We start from the raw sequence: 18,145 nt of genomic DNA on the forward strand, positions 1-18,145 counted from the left end.
TGAAAAGTGTGAAAATGATTTTAACAAAGGAGGGGAAAAAATGAAGGGGAATTTTATTGTATCGAAAGAAGACTGGTCCCTCCACCGCAAAGGATATGACGATCAAAAGCGCCATCAAGAAAAAGTAAAAGAAGCGATCAAAAATAACTTGCCGGATTTAATTACGGAAGAAAGCATTATTATGTCCAACGGACGTGACGTCATTAAAATTCCGATTCGCTCGCTTGATGAGTATAAAATCCGCTATAACTACGAGAAAAATAAGCATGTCGGTCAAGGAAACGGGGACAGCCAAGTCGGTGACGTGGTAGCCAGAGATGGAAGCGGGGAGGGGAAGGGGCCAGGAAAAGGCCAAGGAGCTGGCGACTTGCCAGGCCAAGACTATTACGAAGCCGAAGTGTCGTTGATGGAAATTGAAGAGGCGTTCTTTAGTCAACTGGAACTCCCGAACTTGAAGCAGAAAGAGCGCGACCAAAACGTTGTTCAGCATATCGAGTTTAACGATATTCGCCGCACCGGACTGATGGGGAACATCGATAAAAAGCGGACGATGCTCGCTGCGTTCAAACGCAATGCCATGAGCGGCAAACCGGGCTTTTATCCGATTTACCGCGAAGATTTGAAGTTTAAAACGTGGAACGAAGTCGTCAAACCGGAATCGAAAGCAGTCGTCTTAGCGATGATGGACACAAGTGGTTCAATGGGCATGTGGGAAAAATATATGGCGCGCAGTTTCTTCTTCTGGATGACACGCTTTTTGCGCACGAAGTACGAGACGGTGGACATCGCCTTTATTGCCCACCATACCGAAGCGAAAGTCGTCAGTGAGGAAGAATTTTTCACCAAAGGGGAAAGCGGTGGAACGATTTGTTCGTCGGCTTACCGCAAGGCGTTGGAACTGATTGAAACAAAATATTCGCCGTCACGCTACAACATTTATCCGTTCCACTTCTCTGACGGGGACAACTTGACATCTGACAACGCCCGTTGCGTCAAGCTTGTTCAAGAGTTGATGAAAGTGTCGAACATGTTTGGGTACGGGGAAGTTAACCAGTACAACCGCCATTCAACGCTCATGTCAGCGTACCGTAATATTAAAGATGAAAAATTCCGCTATTATATTTTAAAGCAAAAATCAGATGTGTTTCATGCCATGAGAACGTTTTTCCGCAAAGAAGAAAGCGAGCAGCCGGTTTGACCCTCTTGCAAATGAAAAAGGGGGTTTTTCTTTATTAAAAAGGAGGGGAGGGCGATAGCCCTCCCTAGCAAGTTATTGCTTTTGCAGTGTGGCCACCATGGCGAGCACAGCGCCAAGCACATCTTTTCCCTTAGGGGCGTGCACTGTCAAAAGCATCGGCGCCGGTTGGGTGCTGGCGATCACATGGACGGTAACACCGTCAGCTTGAGCGATGTACCAAAGAGCATCAGTGAACGGTTTTGGAAGTTGATTAGTTTGCTGACGGGCGGCGTTGGCGTCAATCGCTTGGGCATGTTCTTTGGCCAATTGTTCATAGTTTGTCTCCTCATTAGGAAGAAGGCGGATGCGGGCAAACGTGTCTCCATGGAGCAGTACATCAGCATGCGGTTCTTCGGCGTCGAGTGTCCATCCCTCTAGGACATAGAGCGAAAAATGTTGGTTGTCGCTTGTTGTCAACGTTGCTGTTCCTGTGACCGTTTGATTTCCAATTTGATAAGACAACGAAGTCGTCGGGCGGGAAAAGTCGGTTTCATCCCCCTTCGACCCATTTTGCCCCCCTCCTGCTTGCTTTTGTTCATCAACAGGGGGAATTTCTTGGCCGGTTGGTTCTGATGGTTGCATGTTGGTAGAAGTCTCGTCTAGACTAACTGTTTGTTTTCCTTTCGCTTCTTCCTCTTTTGATGAAGGTGTCTCCGTACCGCAACCGGCAAGAAAGGCAGCGGTGACGGCAATCAAGAAAAGCGATTTCCAATATGGAACCATCTTGATTCCTCCTTGCTATCCATATACCATTCATTATAGCAGTTGAAACAGTGGAAACAAACTGAATCTTCCCCTTACTTTTCCTTTTTTCTTACTTTCTTTTTATTTTCCGCGTTCAAGGCGATATGTGCGCCTCCCCAAATGATAGTGACGAGCAGAGCGAGTAAAGCAAATCCGTGAAGCATATGAACCCCTCCTTTTGTATACTAGATGGTGAAATCAACATAATGGATGAAACGCGTTTCAAGTCAAGCGTTTTTTAGGAAGGGGTGGGAACGTGGCGAACATCCGTGATTTGGCGAAAGAAGCGGGTGTGTCAGTATCTACCGTATCAAGGGTATTAAACGGGTATCCATATGTGAGTGAGGAAAAGCGGAAGGCAGTTTGGGAAGCAGTTGAGAAGCTCAATTATACAAAAAACATCCAAGCCGTTCATTTGGCAAAAGGAAGGACAATGATTGTCGGAGTCATGCTTCCGTACATTCATCATCCTTATTTTTCAGCGGTCATTGAAGGGATTTCCAAAGAGGCGCTTCGTTATGGTTATCAGTTGCTTTTGTTTCAGACGAATTATGACGTAGAGCGGGAACTCGAGGCGTTAGAGCGGTTGCGAATGAAGCAAATGGATGGCTTGATTGTCTGTTCTCATGAAGTGGGATGGGAAATTTTTGACGCATACCAAGAAGAGGCCCCCATCGTTTTATGCGAGCAAGTGACAGAATATGATTTTTTCACGGTCTATATCGACCACTATCAAGCGTTCGCCAAAGCTCTTCACTATTTGGTGAAAAAAGGACATCGACGGATTGGCTATTGCATCGGGAGAAGGACAGGACCGAACAGCCAAGCGCGAGAAGCGGCGTATCAAGATGTGTTGCGTGATGTCGGCGTTACGCCCCAGCGCCAATGGATTTTTGACGGCTGTCTATTTCTTGAAGACGGAAAACGCGTGATCGAACAATGGATGGCAATGGAAGAGCGTCCGAGTGCATTGCTTGTAACGAGCGACCAAGTGGCAGCCGGTATCGTATTGGAGGCACGACGCATCGGGGTGCGCATTCCAGAAGAGCTTACTATCATCGGGTTTGATAATGATCCGCTGGCCGAAATGTTGGGCATTACGACAGTGGCACTCCCTCATTTTACGTTGGGGGAAAAAGCGTTTCGGCTTCTTCACCATTGGCTGGAGACAGGAAATGTTCCTCGAAAACAAGAAGAGTTGCCTACCCGGTTGGTCGTGCGGGCTACCGGGTAAGCTATATTCGTTTCAACTGATAGCGGTTGACGGGGCGACCAATACTGCCATATTGCACATCGAGCACAACCTTTCCACTTTTCTCAAGGTATTCTAAGTAGCGGCGAGCGGTGACGCGGGCGATGCCGACGCCTTCAGCCACTTCTTCAGCGGAGACAGGGGAGCACTGTTGGCGCAAATAAGTGACGACTTTTTCCAATGTCACTTCGTTTAATCCTTTTGGAAGTTCAGGGAGTGGGTCGACATACCGTTCGGCCGTTTGCCGCAACGCATCGAGTTCTGCTTGAGTGAGCGACTGTTTTTCGGCGAGCGATTGGCGGAATGCCCGATAGTTTTCTAGCGCTTGCTTGAGCCGTTCAAATTTAAACGGTTTGACAATATAATCAAACGCGCCGTTTTGTAAAACGCGGCGTACTGTTTCAATATCACTTGCGGCCGTGATGGCTAGAATGTCGACTTCATGCCCACGGGCGCGAATTTCCTTTAACGTTTCAAGGCCATCTAATTGCGGCATGTAAATGTCAATGACCGCTACATCAGGGTGGAGCTCCTCGATGAGGCGCAGTCCTTCTTCTCCGTTCCCGGCGAGGCCGACGACGGCAAAACCGTTCACTTGTTCAATCATTTGTCGGTTCACTTCTTGGACCATTGGGTCATCTTCAATGAGCAATACACGGTACATTGTCTTTCCCTCCTTTGGCTTGGGGCAGGGGCTTGTCGAATGCGGCTGCCACTGTATGAATAAGGTTACATATCAAATGTAATGGTAAATACGGTCCCTTTCCCTTCCTCAGACTGAACATCGATGTGACCGTTTCCTTTTTCCACAATTTGCTTCACTAAATATAGGCCGATGCCGCGCCCGTTTTGTCCTTTTGTTGAAAAGCCTTCGTCAAAAATGCGATCGATATGCTCGCGAGCGATGCCTTGGCCGTTATCTTCGATTGAGAGGGAGCAAATGTCTTCATTTTGTTCAATACTAACGTAAATTTCTTTTTCCCGACCGGTTACCCCTTGGAACGCATCGAAGGCGTTTTCAATTAAGTTGCCAAGGAGAACGACGAAATCATGGTGGTCGAGGCGCGGCGGAAAACGATAAAGGTGGCTGTGCCGGTCGATCGTCACAAGAATGCCAAGCTCTTTGCCGCGGCGGATTTTGCTTAACAATAACCCTGAAATGCTTTCGTCCTTGATGTTGCGGCTTAAAAACTGCGTGAGTTCCTCCTGCTCTTCTGTAACTTGAAACACGTATTCAAGCGCCTTCTCAATATGGCCAAGCTGGATCAGTCCGGCAATCGTATGGAGCTTATTCATGTATTCATGGTTTTGCACACGCAAGGCATGGACAAACGCTTTTACCCCCGTTAGTTCTTCAGCCAGCCGTTTCACTTCTGTGCGATCTTGGAAAATGCCGATTGCACCAACGGTTTTCCCATTGACTTTAATCGGGATGCGATTGCTCCAGATCGTTAAATTGCCAAGCTGCAGCTCTTTGTTATAAATCGGCTTGTTCACTTTCAATATTTCGGGAAGATACGTATCAGGAATGACAGAACGGATGGGCTGCCCAATCACATCCCCTTCGATACCAAGCATTTGTTTCGCCCGATCGTTAAAAATAGTAATATTTTCATTGCTGTCGATGGCGATGACGCCTTCGTGCATAGCGTTAAACGCCTCTGTTCGCTCAACAAGCAGTTTGGCAATTTCATGCGGTTCTAGTTCAAACATTTGCCGCTTAATATGAGAGGCGAGCAGCCAAGCTCCACTTCCACCAGCGAGCAACGACAAAATAACGGCCATGGCGATTTCTTCTTTTAGCGTATCAATTGCTTCTAAAAACGTTGGCAATCGGTAGGCGGCGATGACGACGCCAATCTGTTCATGGTGGCGATTCATAATAGGGACGAAGGCGCGAACTACTGTCCCGATTTCTCCACGTGCTTTTGATGTGTATGTATGTTCCGCGAACGCCGGCCCTTCATCAGCCCCGCGGGAGACGGTGCCAATCATTGATGGAAGCGGATGAGAGAGACGAATTTTGTTCATATCGAGCACAACAATATAATCAGCGCTATGGATGATGCGTACCCGTTCGACGATCGGGTTTACGAGCGCCCGGTTTTCCTTTGGCCCGACAATGTGCTGCTTGACTTCCGGCAGTTCGGATACGGTGCGCGCTGTCAATAGGGCGCGTTGGCTTAACTCTTCTTCCTTTGTATGGAAAAAGTCGCTTATAATAAAAACACCACTCAGCAGCATCGAAAAGCTGACGATAACAAAAATTAAAATCGTAATTTTCCAACGGATCGGCAGTCGATTCATCGGTGAACTCCTCTGTTTAGGCAGAAAATTCATTATTATTTATTCTAACATGATTCCGGTGATATGATAAAAAAGAAGAAAACGATGGACGAAAACGGTGTGGACAATGGGAAAGCTATGGAAATTGTGGGTACTCCTTCTTATGATCGGCATCGGCCTTGTTGCTTGGAACGTCAGCCGCCAAGCCGATCAGGAACGGATTGTGTACGACGATGAACAAAAAGGATTGCAAAAACAAATTATCATCTATTTTAGCCACGTCGTTGCGGAAAATACGCCGAAGGGGCTAGCAGCGCAAAAGTTTGCCGAACTCGTGGAACAAAAGACGAACGGCCGTGTCAAAGTCGAAGTGTTCGCGAACGGTTCGCTTTACTCGGATGGGGAGGAGCTTGATGCGCTGCTGCGCGGTGATGTACAAATGATTGCCCCGTCATTTTCAAAGGTCACAGAACTGATTCCGGAGTGGCAAGTGCTCGATTTGCCCTTTTTATTTCGCGATGATGACGATGTGCGTCGTGTGTTCACTGGAAAAGTCGGAGCTGAACTGCTCGGAATGCTTGAAGAAAAAGGAATCAAAGGACTAGCGTTTTGGAGCAACGGCTTTAAACAGATGATGGGAACAACTCGTCCGCTTATCGAGCCTGATGACTTCCGGGGCTTGCGTTTTCGCATTATGCCGAGCGAAGTGATCGATAAGCAGTTCCGCTTGCTTGGCGGTGAACCGGTTGCCGTTTCGTTTGACCATGTATACCGGGCGCTTGAGCAACATGAGTTTGATGGTCAGGAAAATACGATTTCCAACATCTATTCAAAGGGGTTTTACAAGTTTCAACCATATATTACGATTAGCAACCACGGCTATCTTGGCTATGCAGTCATGATGAACCGATCGTTTTGGGACAGTTTGCCGAAAGAGATTCAACAAAAAATAGCCGAAGCGATGACCGAGGCGACCCAATGGAATTTGCGGCAGTCAAAGGCACAAAACGAGCGGGAATTGCAACAGCTGAAGCAGCAAAAGAGCGTCCAGCTTTACTTGTTATCGGAGGAGGAAAGAAAGAGATGGGAACAGAAATTTGCCCCGTTGTATAAGGAGTTTACGAGACAATTCGGTTCTAGAATGTTGAATGAAATCAAGGGATTCCGTGAATAAGCTTCCATCAGTGGAAGCTTTTTTTATGGGAATCAACGCAGTTTTGTAGTTGCAACTTCGCAAACGTTTAAGACCAAAAAGACCAAAATGACCATTATCACCATAATATTTTTATTTGGCTGACTTTTCTTTATGATGTTGTTGAAAGCGTTGTCAAGACGGTGAAAGGAGTGGGAGAAATGAGGGGGAAATTCAAAAATTTAACCGTACAAGTCATTATCGGTATTGTTTTAGGGATTATCGTCGGATTTTTATTTCCGGAATTTGGTTCTAAATTAAAAGTGTTAGCTGATGGATTTATTAAGTTGATTAAAATGGTGATTGCCCCGATCATTTTCTTTACCGTTGTGATCGGGATCGGCAATATGGGAGACTTGAAAAAAATTGGCCGCATCGGCGGAAAGGCCCTCCTTTACTTTGAGATTGTGACGACGTTTGCGTTGGCGATTGGAATTGTTGTTGTTAACCTCATCAAACCAGGGGTTGGCTTCAACACTGATGCAGCCAAAGGTGGCGACATTTCACAATATACGAAGCAAGCGGAAGAAACAAGCCATGGGTTTGTTGATTTTGTGCTAAGCATTATCCCGGATAACGTTGTCGCGGCGATGGCCAGCGGGGAATTGCTTCCGGTGCTCTTCTTCGCCGTTCTGTTTGGATTGGCGGCGGCTGGTTTAGGGGAAAAAGCCAAACCAGTGCTTTCCTTGTTTGAGCGGATCGCAGAAATTTTCTTTGGCGTCGTCAACATGGTCATGAAGGTATCACCGATCGCCGCATTTGGTGCGATGGCGTATACGATCGGCACGTTCGGTCTCGGCTCGCTCGTGTCGCTCGGCAAGCTGATGGGATCGGTATATATTACGATGGCGCTCTTTATTTTCATCGTGCTCGGCGGGATTGCCAAGTTTTACGGATTTAACATCTTTAAGTTTCTCGCCTATATTAAAGAAGAATTGTTGCTCGTTCTTGGCACGTCTTCATCTGAATCGGCTTTGCCGCGGTTGATGGAGCGGCTTGAAAAATACGGTTGCTCGAAGTCGGTCGTTGGCCTTGTCGTTCCGACTGGATACTCGTTTAACTTGGACGGCACATCGATTTATTTGTCGATGGCGGCCATTTTCATCGCCCAAGCATACGGGATTGATTTAAGCATTTGGCAAGAGTTGACGTTGCTTGGAGTGTTAATGCTCACCTCGAAGGGGGCAGCAGGGGTGACCGGTTCGGGCTTTATCACCCTAGCCGCCACGTTAGCGGCGTTCCCAATGATTCCGGTCGAGGGTATCGCCTTGCTGCTTGGGGTCGACCGTTTTATGTCCGAGGCGCGGGCGATTACAAACATTATTGGCAACGCAGTAGCCACGGTTGTCGTTTCGAAAATGGAAAATGAGTTTCATCCTTCTGCTGAACAAAAACTAGCGGAAGGGAATATGACCATTGCGAAGTAAGAAACATGGGGCTGCTCCAAAAGGCCGCACAGTTGGCCTTTAGAGCAGCTTTTTTCTAGTACATTTAAGAAACGGAGTGGACTTCACTTTATGTTTCCGGCGCTAAACGATTTTGGGTAGTGAAATACTACACTCCTATACAAACAACAAAGGGATGATGACAAGAGAGTGATGAATACTGCAGCCAAAATGAAAGTAAAGTAAGCACGTTTGAATCAAAATCCAAACGGCACCTTTGGGCATATATTTTGCTTTTTCTTGGCTGTTTTCCCATAATAAAACTATATAGATGTTGAAGGGGGAAGTAGAGTGAATAGTTTGCAAGATTGCACTGTATTACATAACGGTGTGAAAATGCCGTGGGTCGGTCTTGGTGTTTACAAAGTAAAAGAGGGAGAGGAAGTAAAAGGAGCGGTGCGTACCGCATTGGAGGTAGGATATCGCCATATTGATACGGCCGCTTTTTATGAAAACGAGGAAGGGGTCGGACAAGCGATCCGCGAATCGGGTATTCCGCGCGAGCAAGTGTTTGTGACAACGAAAGTATGGAATACGGACCAAGGATATGAAACGACGCTCAAAGCGTTTAATACAAGCTTGAAAAAGCTCGGCTTTGATTACGTTGACTTGTACTTAGTCCACTGGCCGGTGAAAGGGAAATATAAAGAAACGTACAAGGCGCTTGAAAAGCTGTATAAAGACGGCTATGTGCGCGCGATTGGTGTAAGCAACTTCCAAATTCACCATTTGCAAGATGTACTAGCCGATTGTGAAATTAAGCCTATGGTCAACCAAGTTGAGTATCATCCGCGCCTAACGCAAAAAGAGCTGCATGCGTTCTGTCGAGAAAACGGCATCCAGCTTGAGGCATGGTCGCCGCTTATGCGCGGGGAAATTTTAAACGAACCAACAATCGTTGAGATTGGGAAAAAATACGGAAAAACACCGGCGCAAGTCGTGCTGCGTTGGGATTTGCAAAACGGTGTCGTGACGATTCCGAAATCGGTGACGCCGGCGCGCATTAAAGAAAACGCTACTATTTTCGACTTTTCGCTGACAGATGAGGAAATGAGACAAATCGATGCGTTAAACTTGAACAAGCGGATTGGAGCCGATCCGGACAATTTCAATTTTTGATGAATGGATCGGTTAAACAGCGCCCATCGTCGGCGCTGTTTTTTCTAGAGATATGATGAAACCAAAGCGGTATGTTTGACGTATGAAACAATGAACAAGTACAATAAATAATAGTATATACATTGGATGATCATTAGAAAAACGGAGGGTGCTGCGATGCTATTCCATCCGATGGATATTTTCATTTTTATTGCTTTCTTGATCTCGCTTTGGGCACAATGGAAAGTGTCGAGCAACTTCAAAACTTGGTCCGAAGTCCCGGCTTCATCAGGCTTGACGGGAGCGGAAGTGGCGCGCATGATTTTGGATCGTCACGGCTTGCACCATGTGCCGGTTGAGGTCGTGCCGGGGCGGCTTTCTGACCATTACGATCCAATTTCCCGCGTCGTTCGTTTGTCCGAACCGGTCTTTTACGGGCGCTCAATCGCATCCATTTCCGTTGCCGCTCATGAAGTCGGCCATGCTGTTCAGCATCAGCAAGGGTACGCGGCGCTTGTTCTTCGCCACCGGATGTTTCCAATTGTGAACTTCGCTTCCGGTGTGGCTCCGTTTTTGCTGTTGGTGGGATTTTTGCTTCAACAATTTTCGTTGCTCGGTCTCGGCATTTTGTTCTTCTCACTGGCAGTGGCGTTTCAGATTATTACGCTACCCGTCGAGTTTAATGCAAGTGCACGGGCGAAACGGTTTATGCTCGCTGAAGGAGTGATCGCTCCAGATGAAACGCGCGGCGTGAACAAAGTGCTTGGGGCAGCAGCGTTGACGTATGTCGCTGCGACATTGATTGCTGTGCTTGAGTTGCTGAAATATGTACTCATTTTTACCCAAGCGAACAATAGCGAAGAGTAAACCGTTCGCCGCCGCTTCGGACCGCCCGCCGTTGGCGGCCGTTCGGCGGCATTACTGTCTATAGGGTGCTGTTGAAACTTTTATTCGCAGGAGGTGTAACCTGGGCGCTCCATCCGCGCTCAGAGACAAATTGGACATAGCCAGTTTGCTGTTAGTGGCATTGCTCATCGCTTGCACCGCCTTTTTCGTCGCTTCGGAATTTGCGATCGTCAAAGTGCGCAGTTCGCGCATCGACCAACTTGTTAATGAAGGAAATAAACAGGCGGTGGCGGCGAAAAAAGTGATTTCGAATTTGGACGGTTATTTATCGGCGAACCAGCTTGGCATTACTCTTACTTCACTTGGCCTTGGTTGGCTTGGGGAGCCGACGGTGGCGCGGATGTTGCTGCCGCTGTTTGAACGCCTCCATTTATCGGAATCCGTCTCCCACTTTTTAGCGTTTATTATTTCATTTTCACTCATTACGTTTTTGCACGTTGTTGTCGGTGAATTGGCACCGAAAACGTTTGCCATTCATAAGGCGGAAGCGATTACGTTGTGGACGGCTAAGCCGCTTATTTGGTTTTACAAAATCATGTATCCGTTCATTTGGACGCTCAACAATTCTGCGCGGCTCGTGACACGTCTGTTCGGCCTTAGGCCGGTGGCCGAGCATGAAATCGCCCACTCCGAAGAAGAGTTGCGTTTGATTTTATCGGAAAGCTACAAAAGTGGGGAAATTAACCAATCTGAGTACCGCTATGTTAACAACATTTTTCGTTTTGACGACCGTGTGGCCAAAGAAATTATGGTACCGCGTAAAGAAATCGTGGCGTTAGACATTAACAAGAGCGTCAAGGAGAATTTAGCCATTATTCAAGAAGAAAAATATACGCGTTACCCAGTTATCGATGGAGATAAAGACCATGTACTCGGGCTTATTAATGTAAAAGAAGTATTTACAGATTTTGTTGCTAACCCGTCAAACGAAAAACAAATGAAAGATTACATCCGTCCGATTATTCAAGTCATTGAATCGATTGCCATTCATGACTTGCTCGTAAAAATGCAAAAAGAGCGCATCCACATGGCGATTTTAGTGGACGAGTATGGCGGTACGTCTGGACTTGTTACGGTCGAGGACATTTTGGAAGAGATTGTTGGCGAGATTCAAGATGAGTTCGACATTGATGAAACGCCTTTGATCCAAAAAATTGATGACCGATTTATTTTGGATGGTAAAGTGCTCATTGGCGAAGTGAATGACTTGTTGGGGCTAGAGCTTGATGATGACGATGTCGATACGATTGGCGGTTGGGTTTTGACGAAATATTACGACATTCAGACGGGTGACAGTGTGGAAATTGATGGTTATCTCTTTACGGTGAAAGAAATGGATGGCCATCATGTCAAGACGTTGGAAGTGGTGAAAAAAGAACCAAAGCCGGATGAAGAGGAAAGCGAGCCGGCGGATGCGGGGGAAGAGGAGCAGTTGCGCTTGTAAGGCAGACGGGAGAACCGTCTGCCTTTTTATCATCTTTATCGACCACATCTCCATCCCAAGCAAAAACAGGGAGCGCTCAATGGTAAATGTGTGAGAGATCAACCGGGAAATCGTTCGTCGGCGCGAGGCAAACGATTTCTTCATTAGTAAACGGATGGCGGAACGTTAGTTTAACGGCATGAAGCGCATGGCGATGAAACGTTGGTTGGCCGCCATAAAGCATATCGCCGACAAGCGGGTGACCAAGATGGGCCAAATGGACGCGAATTTGGTGTGTCCGCCCGGTGTCAAGGTTTAGCTCAACGAGCGAGGCGGATGGAAACGTTTCAAGCACGCGATAATGTGTCACTGCCCTCGCTCCTGTTTTTGAGACGCGCCGGCGCGTCGGATGATGGCGGTCACGACCGATCGGCGCGGAAATCGTACCTGATTTCGGTGACAGGCGGCCATGAACGAGGGCGACATATGTCCGCTTAATGGTACGATGAGCAAGCATTCGGTCAAGCGTCGCCCCGGCGAGCGGATGTTTGGCAAATAAAATCGTCCCTGACGTATCACGGTCGAGCCGATGAATATGGCGCACTTTTGTCAAAATGGCCTGCGATTGCAAATAAAAGGCAACCGCATTGGCAAGTGTGCCCGTCTGTTCCGGCTCGGATGGATGGATATCGATACCAGCTTCTTTATTCAAGATGAGCAAGTGCTCGTCTTCCCATAAGACGGAAAGCTCCCGGTATTCCGGGATGATTAGTGACGGCTCTGGTTCATACGCATAAAGCTGAAGTCGATCCCGTTCACGAAGTGTCGTCTGCCAAGAGACGGCTTGGCCGTTCAGTTTGACGCCCTGTTCCATTCGCCAGCGGTGGGCGAGTTTTTTTGAAGCGGCCCAAACTTCTTTGAGCAGCTGCTCAATGGTCAGCCCACTCCATAGGCTGGGGATGATGCATTCAAGCCAATCGCCTTTTCTTGTCCACAAACGTTGCTATACCTCCCAGTTCCCTGTAGTCGAGGAAACACTTTCTACCTCTATAGGTGTATTGAATATGATACACTCATAGTATCGTTTTAGCGATGGAGAACGCAAGCATTGTAACAAGAAAAGGTGGTATGAACATTGAAAATTATGTACGCGGTGACTCCAGAGCAAGAAAATTACATGCATTATTTATTGAACTATTTCTACACTGACATTTTCCCATACTATTTTGATGATGAGCAAATTCACCAATTTGAGGAACTTGGCATTCTTTCGTTGGAACATGAGCATGTTACATATAACGGAACGATGAAAGAGGCGTTTCAAATCATCTCAGCGCTGCAGTCGTTGATTACGGTCATCGAACATATTGGTGAGCAAGGAGAGTGCGAACAATACGAGTGGTTGTTTGTGCGTAATCAAAACATTTTGGCTCGTCATGGCATCTCTTTTCCGTTTCAGGCAAAGCAGTTTACCCATAAGAAGGCGCTACGGTGCAGCGTCTATTTTCCTGCGACGAGCCAGTGGGTGATGTAAGGAAAAAGGAGCTAAGCCGCCATCGGGCGCAGCTCCTTAGTTTTTTTGCTCCGACAATGAGGAGAACCATTGGCGGAACGTTTGTTTATCGTGATACCCTTCAATGCGTTTCGTCTCTTTTCCGTTTTCGTAATGGACGATGGTCGGGGTGGATTCAATCCCATATGTATCCCAGCCATTTTCAAATTCGAGCAAGTTAAACAGTTTTAAATCGATGCCAAGCTGTTTGGTTAACGGCACGACAATTGGCGTTGTCCGCCGACAATGTGGGCATGTTGGACTGTAAAAATAAACGGTAAGAGACTTTCCATCGGCTAGCTGTTGTTTTAACTCGTCAGGCAAAATAATGTTTTGGTAATTCGGATCATCGAGTTGATCGATGGTGGCCGGATGCAGCTCGCTTTTCTGATAAGGATTATTTTTAGCTGCTTCTTTTTGTTCATACAACGTAACAAAAGCAATAGCAGCAAATAAAACGACAATTACCCCGCCAAATATGAGCAGTTTTTTCAACGTTCATTCTCCTCCTTTTGCTGCCGCATAACAGCAAGGCTCAAGAAAATGATAATGGTAAAGGCCGTCAACGCCAAAAATGGAATGGTAATAAAGCCGAGCCAGTTAATGTATTGTCCTGTACATGGGACACGGCCACAGCTGATGGCGTAGTCTTGGAAAAACGGGATCTTTTGTAAGGAATAGTGATATAAAGAAATCATGCCCCCGATAATCGATAGCGCCAAACTATAACGGGCAGCTGTAAAATCTTTGCGAACGATGGCGATTCCTAAAATGATGACTTGTGGATACATAAAAATACGTTGAAACCAACATAAGTCGCAAGGAATAAAACGAAGCACTTCAGAAAAGTATAAACTCCCAAGGGTGGCAACAAACGCTGTCGCCCAAGCGAACAACAATAAATGTTCTCTTCGTTTTTCTTCCTCCATGTGTGCACCTTCTTTCTTATGCAGTGCTGACGACAGTAGCCATCTTGGCGAGAAAATTAGCGGGGAAATCGTCATTTTCAGCTTTGGCTTCCCGATTACTGCTTTCTTTCAGCGAAAGAACTTAACTTCATTATAAGGGATGAAAAATGGCACGTCCATTCGCAACCGCCAAAGGGCATATTTTCTATCTATTATCCCCCAGCAAACGAGCCATACTAATCGGTGAAAGGGGAGGATTACATTGACCAACAACAATGCGAACAAAGTGCAGGACATTATGACGAAAAACGTCGCGACCGTTTCGCCGAATCAAACGGTGCAAGAAGCAGCGCAAATCATGAGCCAAAAAAATATTGGCGCGCTTCCGGTTGTGGAAAGCGGGCAAGTCAAAGGGATGATTACCGACCGCGATATTACGCTCCGCGTCACATCCCAAGGGAAAGACCCGGCGGCAGTAAAAGTATCAGATGTCATGACCAACCAAGTCGTCACTGGTACGCCAAACATGAGCGTCCAAGATGCGGCTAACGTCATGGCGCAGCACCAAGTTCGTCGTTTGCCAATTGTAGAGAACAACCAGCTTCAAGGCATCGTTGCTTTAGGGGATATCGCGACGAACAGCGCATCAAATGAAGCGGCTGAACAAGCGCTAACGAACATTTCCGAACCGTCACAGCCACAAGGATAATGGAAGAAAAAGGGTGTCCATATTTTCCAGGACATCCTTTTTCTTTTAGCAGGTATGTTGTATGATGGTAACGAATACATAAAGAGGAGAAATAAAGATTGGAGGTAACAGCAATGGAGTGGAGACAAAAATATGAACAATGGCTTCGCGAACCGCAGTTGGATCCAGAGCTGAAGCAGCTTCTGGAGCAACACCGTGACGATGAGCGGTGGCTCGAAGATTGTTTTTACAAAAATTTGGAATTTGGCACCGGCGGTATGCGCGGTGAAATTGGACCGGGGACGAACCGAATGAACATTTATACGGTTCGGAAAGCCTCGGAGGGTTTGGCACGATACATACAATCGTTTGGCAATGAGGCGAAACAGCGTGGAGTCGTCATTGCCTACGACTCCCGGCATAAATCGCCGGAATTCGCCATGGAAGCGGCGAAAACGTTAGCTACAAACGGTATTCAAACATACGTGTTTGATGAATTGCGGCCGACGCCGGAGCTGTCGTTTGCCGTTCGTCATTTGGGAGCATTTTCTGGCATTGTCATTACCGCCAGCCATAACCCACCGGAATATAACGGCTACAAAGTATATGGTGAAGACGGAGGGCAGCTGCCGCCGGATACTGCTGATGAAGTGATCCGCTACGTCAATGAAGTCGAGAACGAGCTCGCCATTCATGTCGAGGATGAAGAAACGTTAAAAGAAAAAGGGCTGATCCGCATCATTGGCCAAGAAATTGATGAGGCGTATGTGAATGCCGTAAAAACCATCTCGCTTCATCCGGAACTGGCTCAAGAGACGGATATTCGCATCGTGTTTACGCCGCTTCACGGCACGTCAAACAAACCGGTGCGCCGTGTGCTAGCTGAACTTGGCTACCAAAACGTTTTTGTCGTTCAGGAGCAAGAACAGCCGGATCCGAATTTTTCAACTGTTGCCTCACCAAACCCAGAAGAGCATGCAGCTTTTGCCTTAGCGATTGAGCTTGGCAAGCAAGTAAATGCCGACTTGCTCATTGCCACCGACCCGGACGCAGACCGGCTCGGCATTGCTGTAAAAAATGAGCAAGGAGAGTATGTCGTTTTAACCGGTAACCAAACGGGTGGGCTGCTGCTTCATTATTTATTGTCTCAGCGGAAAGAAAAAGGTTTACTGCCACAAAATGGCGTCGTCTTAAAAACGATCGTGACATCCGAGTTTGGCCGGGCGATTGCTGACTCGTTCGGTTTGGAGACGATCGATACGCTGACCGGATTTAAATTCATTGGTGAAAAAATCAAGGAATATGAACAAACGGGTCAGTATACGTTCCAGTTTGGCTATGAGGAAAGTTACGGATATTTAATCGGGGATTTTGCACGCGATAAAGATGCGGTACAGGCAGCCGTTCTTGCAGCGGAAGTGTGTGCGTTTTACAAACAGCAGGGGCTGTCTCTGTATGAAGCGCTTCTTCAATTGTTTGACAAATACGGGTATTACCGTGAAGGGCAACAGTCGCTCACGTTAAAAGGCAAGGAAGGAGCGGAAACGATCGCTGCTATTTTATCGTCATTCCGCGAGCAACCGCCGGTTGAGGCAGCTGGGAAAAAAGTGACAGTGATCGAGGATTACAAAACGAAGGAGCGGACGAATACGTTAACTGGGGAGAAAACTGCCATCACACTTCCAACTTCGAACGTCTTGAAATACGTATTAGAGGATGGCTCTTGGTTTTGTCTGCGTCCATCAGGGACGGAGCCGAAAATGAAAGCGTACTTTGGTGTCAAAGGAACATCACTGCAAGATAGTGAAGAAAAATTGGCGAACCTTACTGATGCTGTCATGCAACGAGTGCATGACGTCTTGCGTACCGTTTCGCCTTCTTATGCTCAATAATCAATGAACAATCAACGGCGGGGAATTGGACGAAACCAATTCCCCGTTGCTTTTACGAGTAAAAATATGCGTACTGCTCGACTCCCATTTTTTGTTCACTCACCTCAAGCGCATGATCAATATAGCGCAATAAGGCAGTGAGCCTCTCCTGAATGACGGAGTAGTCGTGCTCGAAATTATAGGCGTGGAGAAATTTCTCAATTTTTTTCGACAGCATGTCATCAGGCGTGCGCACCATTAAAATGAGCAAATTGTCCCATTCGGAGCGATGCGTATAATAAAGCGCCCTATCATAGTCGATGGTGTTCAAGCGGCATGCCTCCTTTATCAAGAAGGAGTCATTGTTAGTGTATGACGGCTAAACGTTTTGTTGCGCTGTAAATGTTGTGTCATGAGGGAAAATATAAATTATAACCGAAATGGAGAGAAAAAAGGAAAAGTAAATGTTTTAATTTTTCGACAATAATAGTATCCTCTAAGCAAGGGGATGATGAGAATGAACAAACGACACGAGGGACAAGAAATGATAAAGATGTGCAAATGGATGGCGTCTGTCGGCTTAATCGTTGGAATAGCACTTTTTTTGCTCAGTTTTATCGCAAACGCTTACAATAAAGACTTTTTCCTAACGATCGTCAGCCTCGGAATCATCGGAGCCTCCATGGTCATGTTTGGATTTGGCTTGTTTATGGGCTTGTTGATAGAAACGTATCAACGCGATTCGACCGAAAATGTATAGTGCGGGTAGAGAAAGAAAAAGCACCGGCGTTCAATCCGGTGGTTTTTGTTTTTGTTGGGCATGCCAGTAGAAAACCGTGAAAATGAAAACGGCCAGAAAAACGGAAAATAAAAATGGACGGTAGGCATCGATGTACTGCCTGAAAGCCATCCAGCGGCTTTCGAAATAGGTGCCGATCGTCAAAAAAACCGCGACCCACACCACCGCTCCACTGTAGGCGAACAAGGCAAATTTTCTCCAATCGTAAGCATTCACGCCGGCCCAAAAGGCGGCGAGATGCCGAACGCCCGGGATGAAATAGCAAATGAATAATACGGCTGGGCCGAGCTTCGAGAAGAGTGTTTTCGTTTGTTGGAGCCGCTTTTCTGTTATATGGAGCTTTGGGCCGAATTTATGCAAAAACGGCAAGCCGAGCGTAATTCCAAGAATGTAACCGAGCGAAATGCCGGTAGTTGCCCCAAACAAGCAGACAAGAAAGGCGAGCGGATACGAAAATGCGCCGGTGGAGACGCGGTAACCGGTATAGATCAACAATAGTTCGTCAGGAATCGGCAGCCCGACGATGCCAAGCATAAGCGCGATCATAATGCCGACATAGCCAAAGTGATCGATGAGATGGTGCAAATAATGTTGCAAATCATCACCACGCTTTGCTGCAATTTTTATATGACCATTATAATGAAAAAAGTGAAAAATGAAAATGAGTGGCAGCCGGGGAACGATGACAAACGATTGAACGTATCAAAACGCCTTTTTCCTCATACATTGTGATAAGGGGAAAAG

19 protein-coding genes are annotated in these 18,145 nt (G+C 46.8%); 11 read left to right on the plus strand and 8 right to left on the minus strand.

Annotated features, from left to right (window positions below; genetic code table 11):
- The first annotated feature begins 40 nt into the window (after positions 1–40).
- Positions 41–1,198: a sporulation protein YhbH gene (yhbH, locus tag IC804_RS12925; protein WP_008881660.1), complete on the plus strand. Its 1,158-nt coding sequence runs from the start codon at positions 41–43 to the stop codon at positions 1,196–1,198.
- A gap of 72 nt (positions 1,199–1,270) precedes the next feature.
- Here the strand turns inward: yhbH and IC804_RS12930 are convergent, their stop codons facing one another.
- Positions 1,271–1,960, minus strand: coding sequence for a hypothetical protein (locus IC804_RS12930; protein ID WP_011886822.1), 690 nt, complete (start codon positions 1,958–1,960; stop codon positions 1,271–1,273).
- Positions 1,961–2,237: 277 nt separating this feature from the next.
- On the opposite strand from IC804_RS12930, the gene IC804_RS12935 reads away from it, so the two are divergent.
- Positions 2,238–3,215: a LacI family DNA-binding transcriptional regulator gene (locus tag IC804_RS12935; RefSeq protein WP_029761470.1), complete on the plus strand. Its 978-nt coding sequence runs from the start codon at positions 2,238–2,240 to the stop codon at positions 3,213–3,215.
- A gap of 1 nt (position 3,216) precedes the next feature.
- Here IC804_RS12935 and IC804_RS12940 read toward each other — a convergent pair whose 3' ends face one another.
- Together IC804_RS12940 and IC804_RS12945 are read right to left on the minus strand one after the other, a co-directional pair.
- Entirely contained in the window at positions 3,217–3,897 is a 681-nt protein-coding gene (locus tag IC804_RS12940; protein WP_011886824.1) for a response regulator, read from the minus strand.
- 65 nt (positions 3,898–3,962) lie between these two features.
- Positions 3,963–5,540 carry an ATP-binding protein gene (locus IC804_RS12945; RefSeq protein ID WP_008881655.1) on the minus strand — a complete coding sequence of 526 codons (1,578 nt, stop codon included), beginning with the start codon at positions 5,538–5,540 and terminating at the stop codon, positions 3,963–3,965.
- Between the two features lie 106 nt (positions 5,541–5,646).
- Here IC804_RS12945 and IC804_RS12950 point away from each other — a divergent pair, with 106 nt between their 5' ends.
- The 5 genes from IC804_RS12950 (at position 5,647) to IC804_RS12970 (ending at position 11,604) form a co-directional block, all read left to right on the plus strand.
- Positions 5,647–6,693: a TRAP transporter substrate-binding protein gene (locus tag IC804_RS12950; protein ID WP_011886825.1), complete on the plus strand. Its 1,047-nt coding sequence runs from the start codon at positions 5,647–5,649 to the stop codon at positions 6,691–6,693.
- Between the two features lie 179 nt (positions 6,694–6,872).
- Positions 6,873–8,138 (plus strand): dicarboxylate/amino acid:cation symporter, encoded by a 1,266-nt coding sequence (locus tag IC804_RS12955; RefSeq protein WP_011886826.1) that lies wholly within the window; start codon positions 6,873–6,875, stop codon positions 8,136–8,138.
- Positions 8,139–8,447: 309 nt separating this feature from the next.
- Positions 8,448–9,275: an aldo/keto reductase gene (locus tag IC804_RS12960; protein ID WP_008881652.1), complete on the plus strand. Its 828-nt coding sequence runs from the start codon at positions 8,448–8,450 to the stop codon at positions 9,273–9,275.
- A gap of 156 nt (positions 9,276–9,431) precedes the next feature.
- Positions 9,432–10,121 (plus strand): zinc metallopeptidase, encoded by a 690-nt coding sequence (locus IC804_RS12965; protein ID WP_008881651.1) that lies wholly within the window; start codon positions 9,432–9,434, stop codon positions 10,119–10,121.
- Positions 10,122–10,251: 130 nt separating this feature from the next.
- Positions 10,252–11,604, plus strand: a complete 1,353-nt coding sequence (locus IC804_RS12970) for a hemolysin family protein (RefSeq protein ID WP_011886828.1) — start codon at positions 10,252–10,254, stop codon at positions 11,602–11,604.
- A gap of 76 nt (positions 11,605–11,680) precedes the next feature.
- Here IC804_RS12970 and IC804_RS12975 read toward each other — a convergent pair whose 3' ends face one another.
- On the minus strand, positions 11,681–12,580 hold the full coding sequence (locus tag IC804_RS12975; protein ID WP_008881649.1) for an RluA family pseudouridine synthase: 900 nt from the start codon (positions 12,578–12,580) through the stop codon (positions 11,681–11,683).
- A 138-nt stretch (positions 12,581–12,718) separates the two neighbouring features.
- Here IC804_RS12975 and IC804_RS12980 point away from each other — a divergent pair, with 138 nt between their 5' ends.
- Positions 12,719–13,117, plus strand: a complete 399-nt coding sequence (locus tag IC804_RS12980) for a YhcU family protein (RefSeq protein ID WP_008881648.1) — start codon at positions 12,719–12,721, stop codon at positions 13,115–13,117.
- Positions 13,118–13,153: 36 nt separating this feature from the next.
- On the opposite strand, the gene IC804_RS12985 is transcribed toward IC804_RS12980, so the two are convergent.
- Positions 13,154–13,630: a thioredoxin family protein gene (locus IC804_RS12985; protein ID WP_008881647.1), complete on the minus strand. Its 477-nt coding sequence runs from the start codon at positions 13,628–13,630 to the stop codon at positions 13,154–13,156.
- Positions 13,627–14,064, minus strand: coding sequence for a disulfide formation protein C (locus IC804_RS12990; RefSeq protein WP_060475651.1), 438 nt, complete (start codon positions 14,062–14,064; stop codon positions 13,627–13,629). The genes IC804_RS12985 and IC804_RS12990 overlap by 4 nt, the downstream gene beginning before the upstream one ends.
- A 241-nt stretch (positions 14,065–14,305) precedes the next feature.
- Here IC804_RS12990 and IC804_RS12995 point away from each other — a divergent pair, with 241 nt between their 5' ends.
- A complete protein-coding gene (locus IC804_RS12995; protein ID WP_008881645.1) occupies positions 14,306–14,752 on the plus strand; it encodes a CBS domain-containing protein in 447 nt (148 codons plus the stop codon).
- A gap of 113 nt (positions 14,753–14,865) precedes the next feature.
- Positions 14,866–16,623 (plus strand): phospho-sugar mutase, encoded by a 1,758-nt coding sequence (locus IC804_RS13000; RefSeq protein WP_011886832.1) that lies wholly within the window; start codon positions 14,866–14,868, stop codon positions 16,621–16,623.
- Between the two features lie 52 nt (positions 16,624–16,675).
- Here the strand turns inward: IC804_RS13000 and IC804_RS13005 are convergent, their stop codons facing one another.
- Positions 16,676–16,933 (minus strand): YhdB family protein, encoded by a 258-nt coding sequence (locus IC804_RS13005; RefSeq protein WP_008881643.1) that lies wholly within the window; start codon positions 16,931–16,933, stop codon positions 16,676–16,678.
- Positions 16,934–17,113: 180 nt separating this feature from the next.
- On the opposite strand from IC804_RS13005, the gene IC804_RS13010 reads away from it, so the two are divergent.
- Positions 17,114–17,362 (plus strand): hypothetical protein, encoded by a 249-nt coding sequence (locus tag IC804_RS13010; protein WP_029761466.1) that lies wholly within the window; start codon positions 17,114–17,116, stop codon positions 17,360–17,362.
- Positions 17,363–17,392: 30 nt separating this feature from the next.
- Here IC804_RS13010 and IC804_RS13015 read toward each other — a convergent pair whose 3' ends face one another.
- Positions 17,393–17,998, minus strand: a complete 606-nt coding sequence (locus IC804_RS13015; protein ID WP_029761465.1) for a DedA family protein — start codon at positions 17,996–17,998, stop codon at positions 17,393–17,395.
- Between the last annotated feature and the right edge of the window lie 147 nt (positions 17,999–18,145).

This window comes from Geobacillus sp. 47C-IIb, from assembly GCF_014679705.1.
In the GTDB taxonomy this organism is placed as follows: Bacteria; Bacillota; Bacilli; order Bacillales; family Anoxybacillaceae; genus Geobacillus; species Geobacillus thermodenitrificans.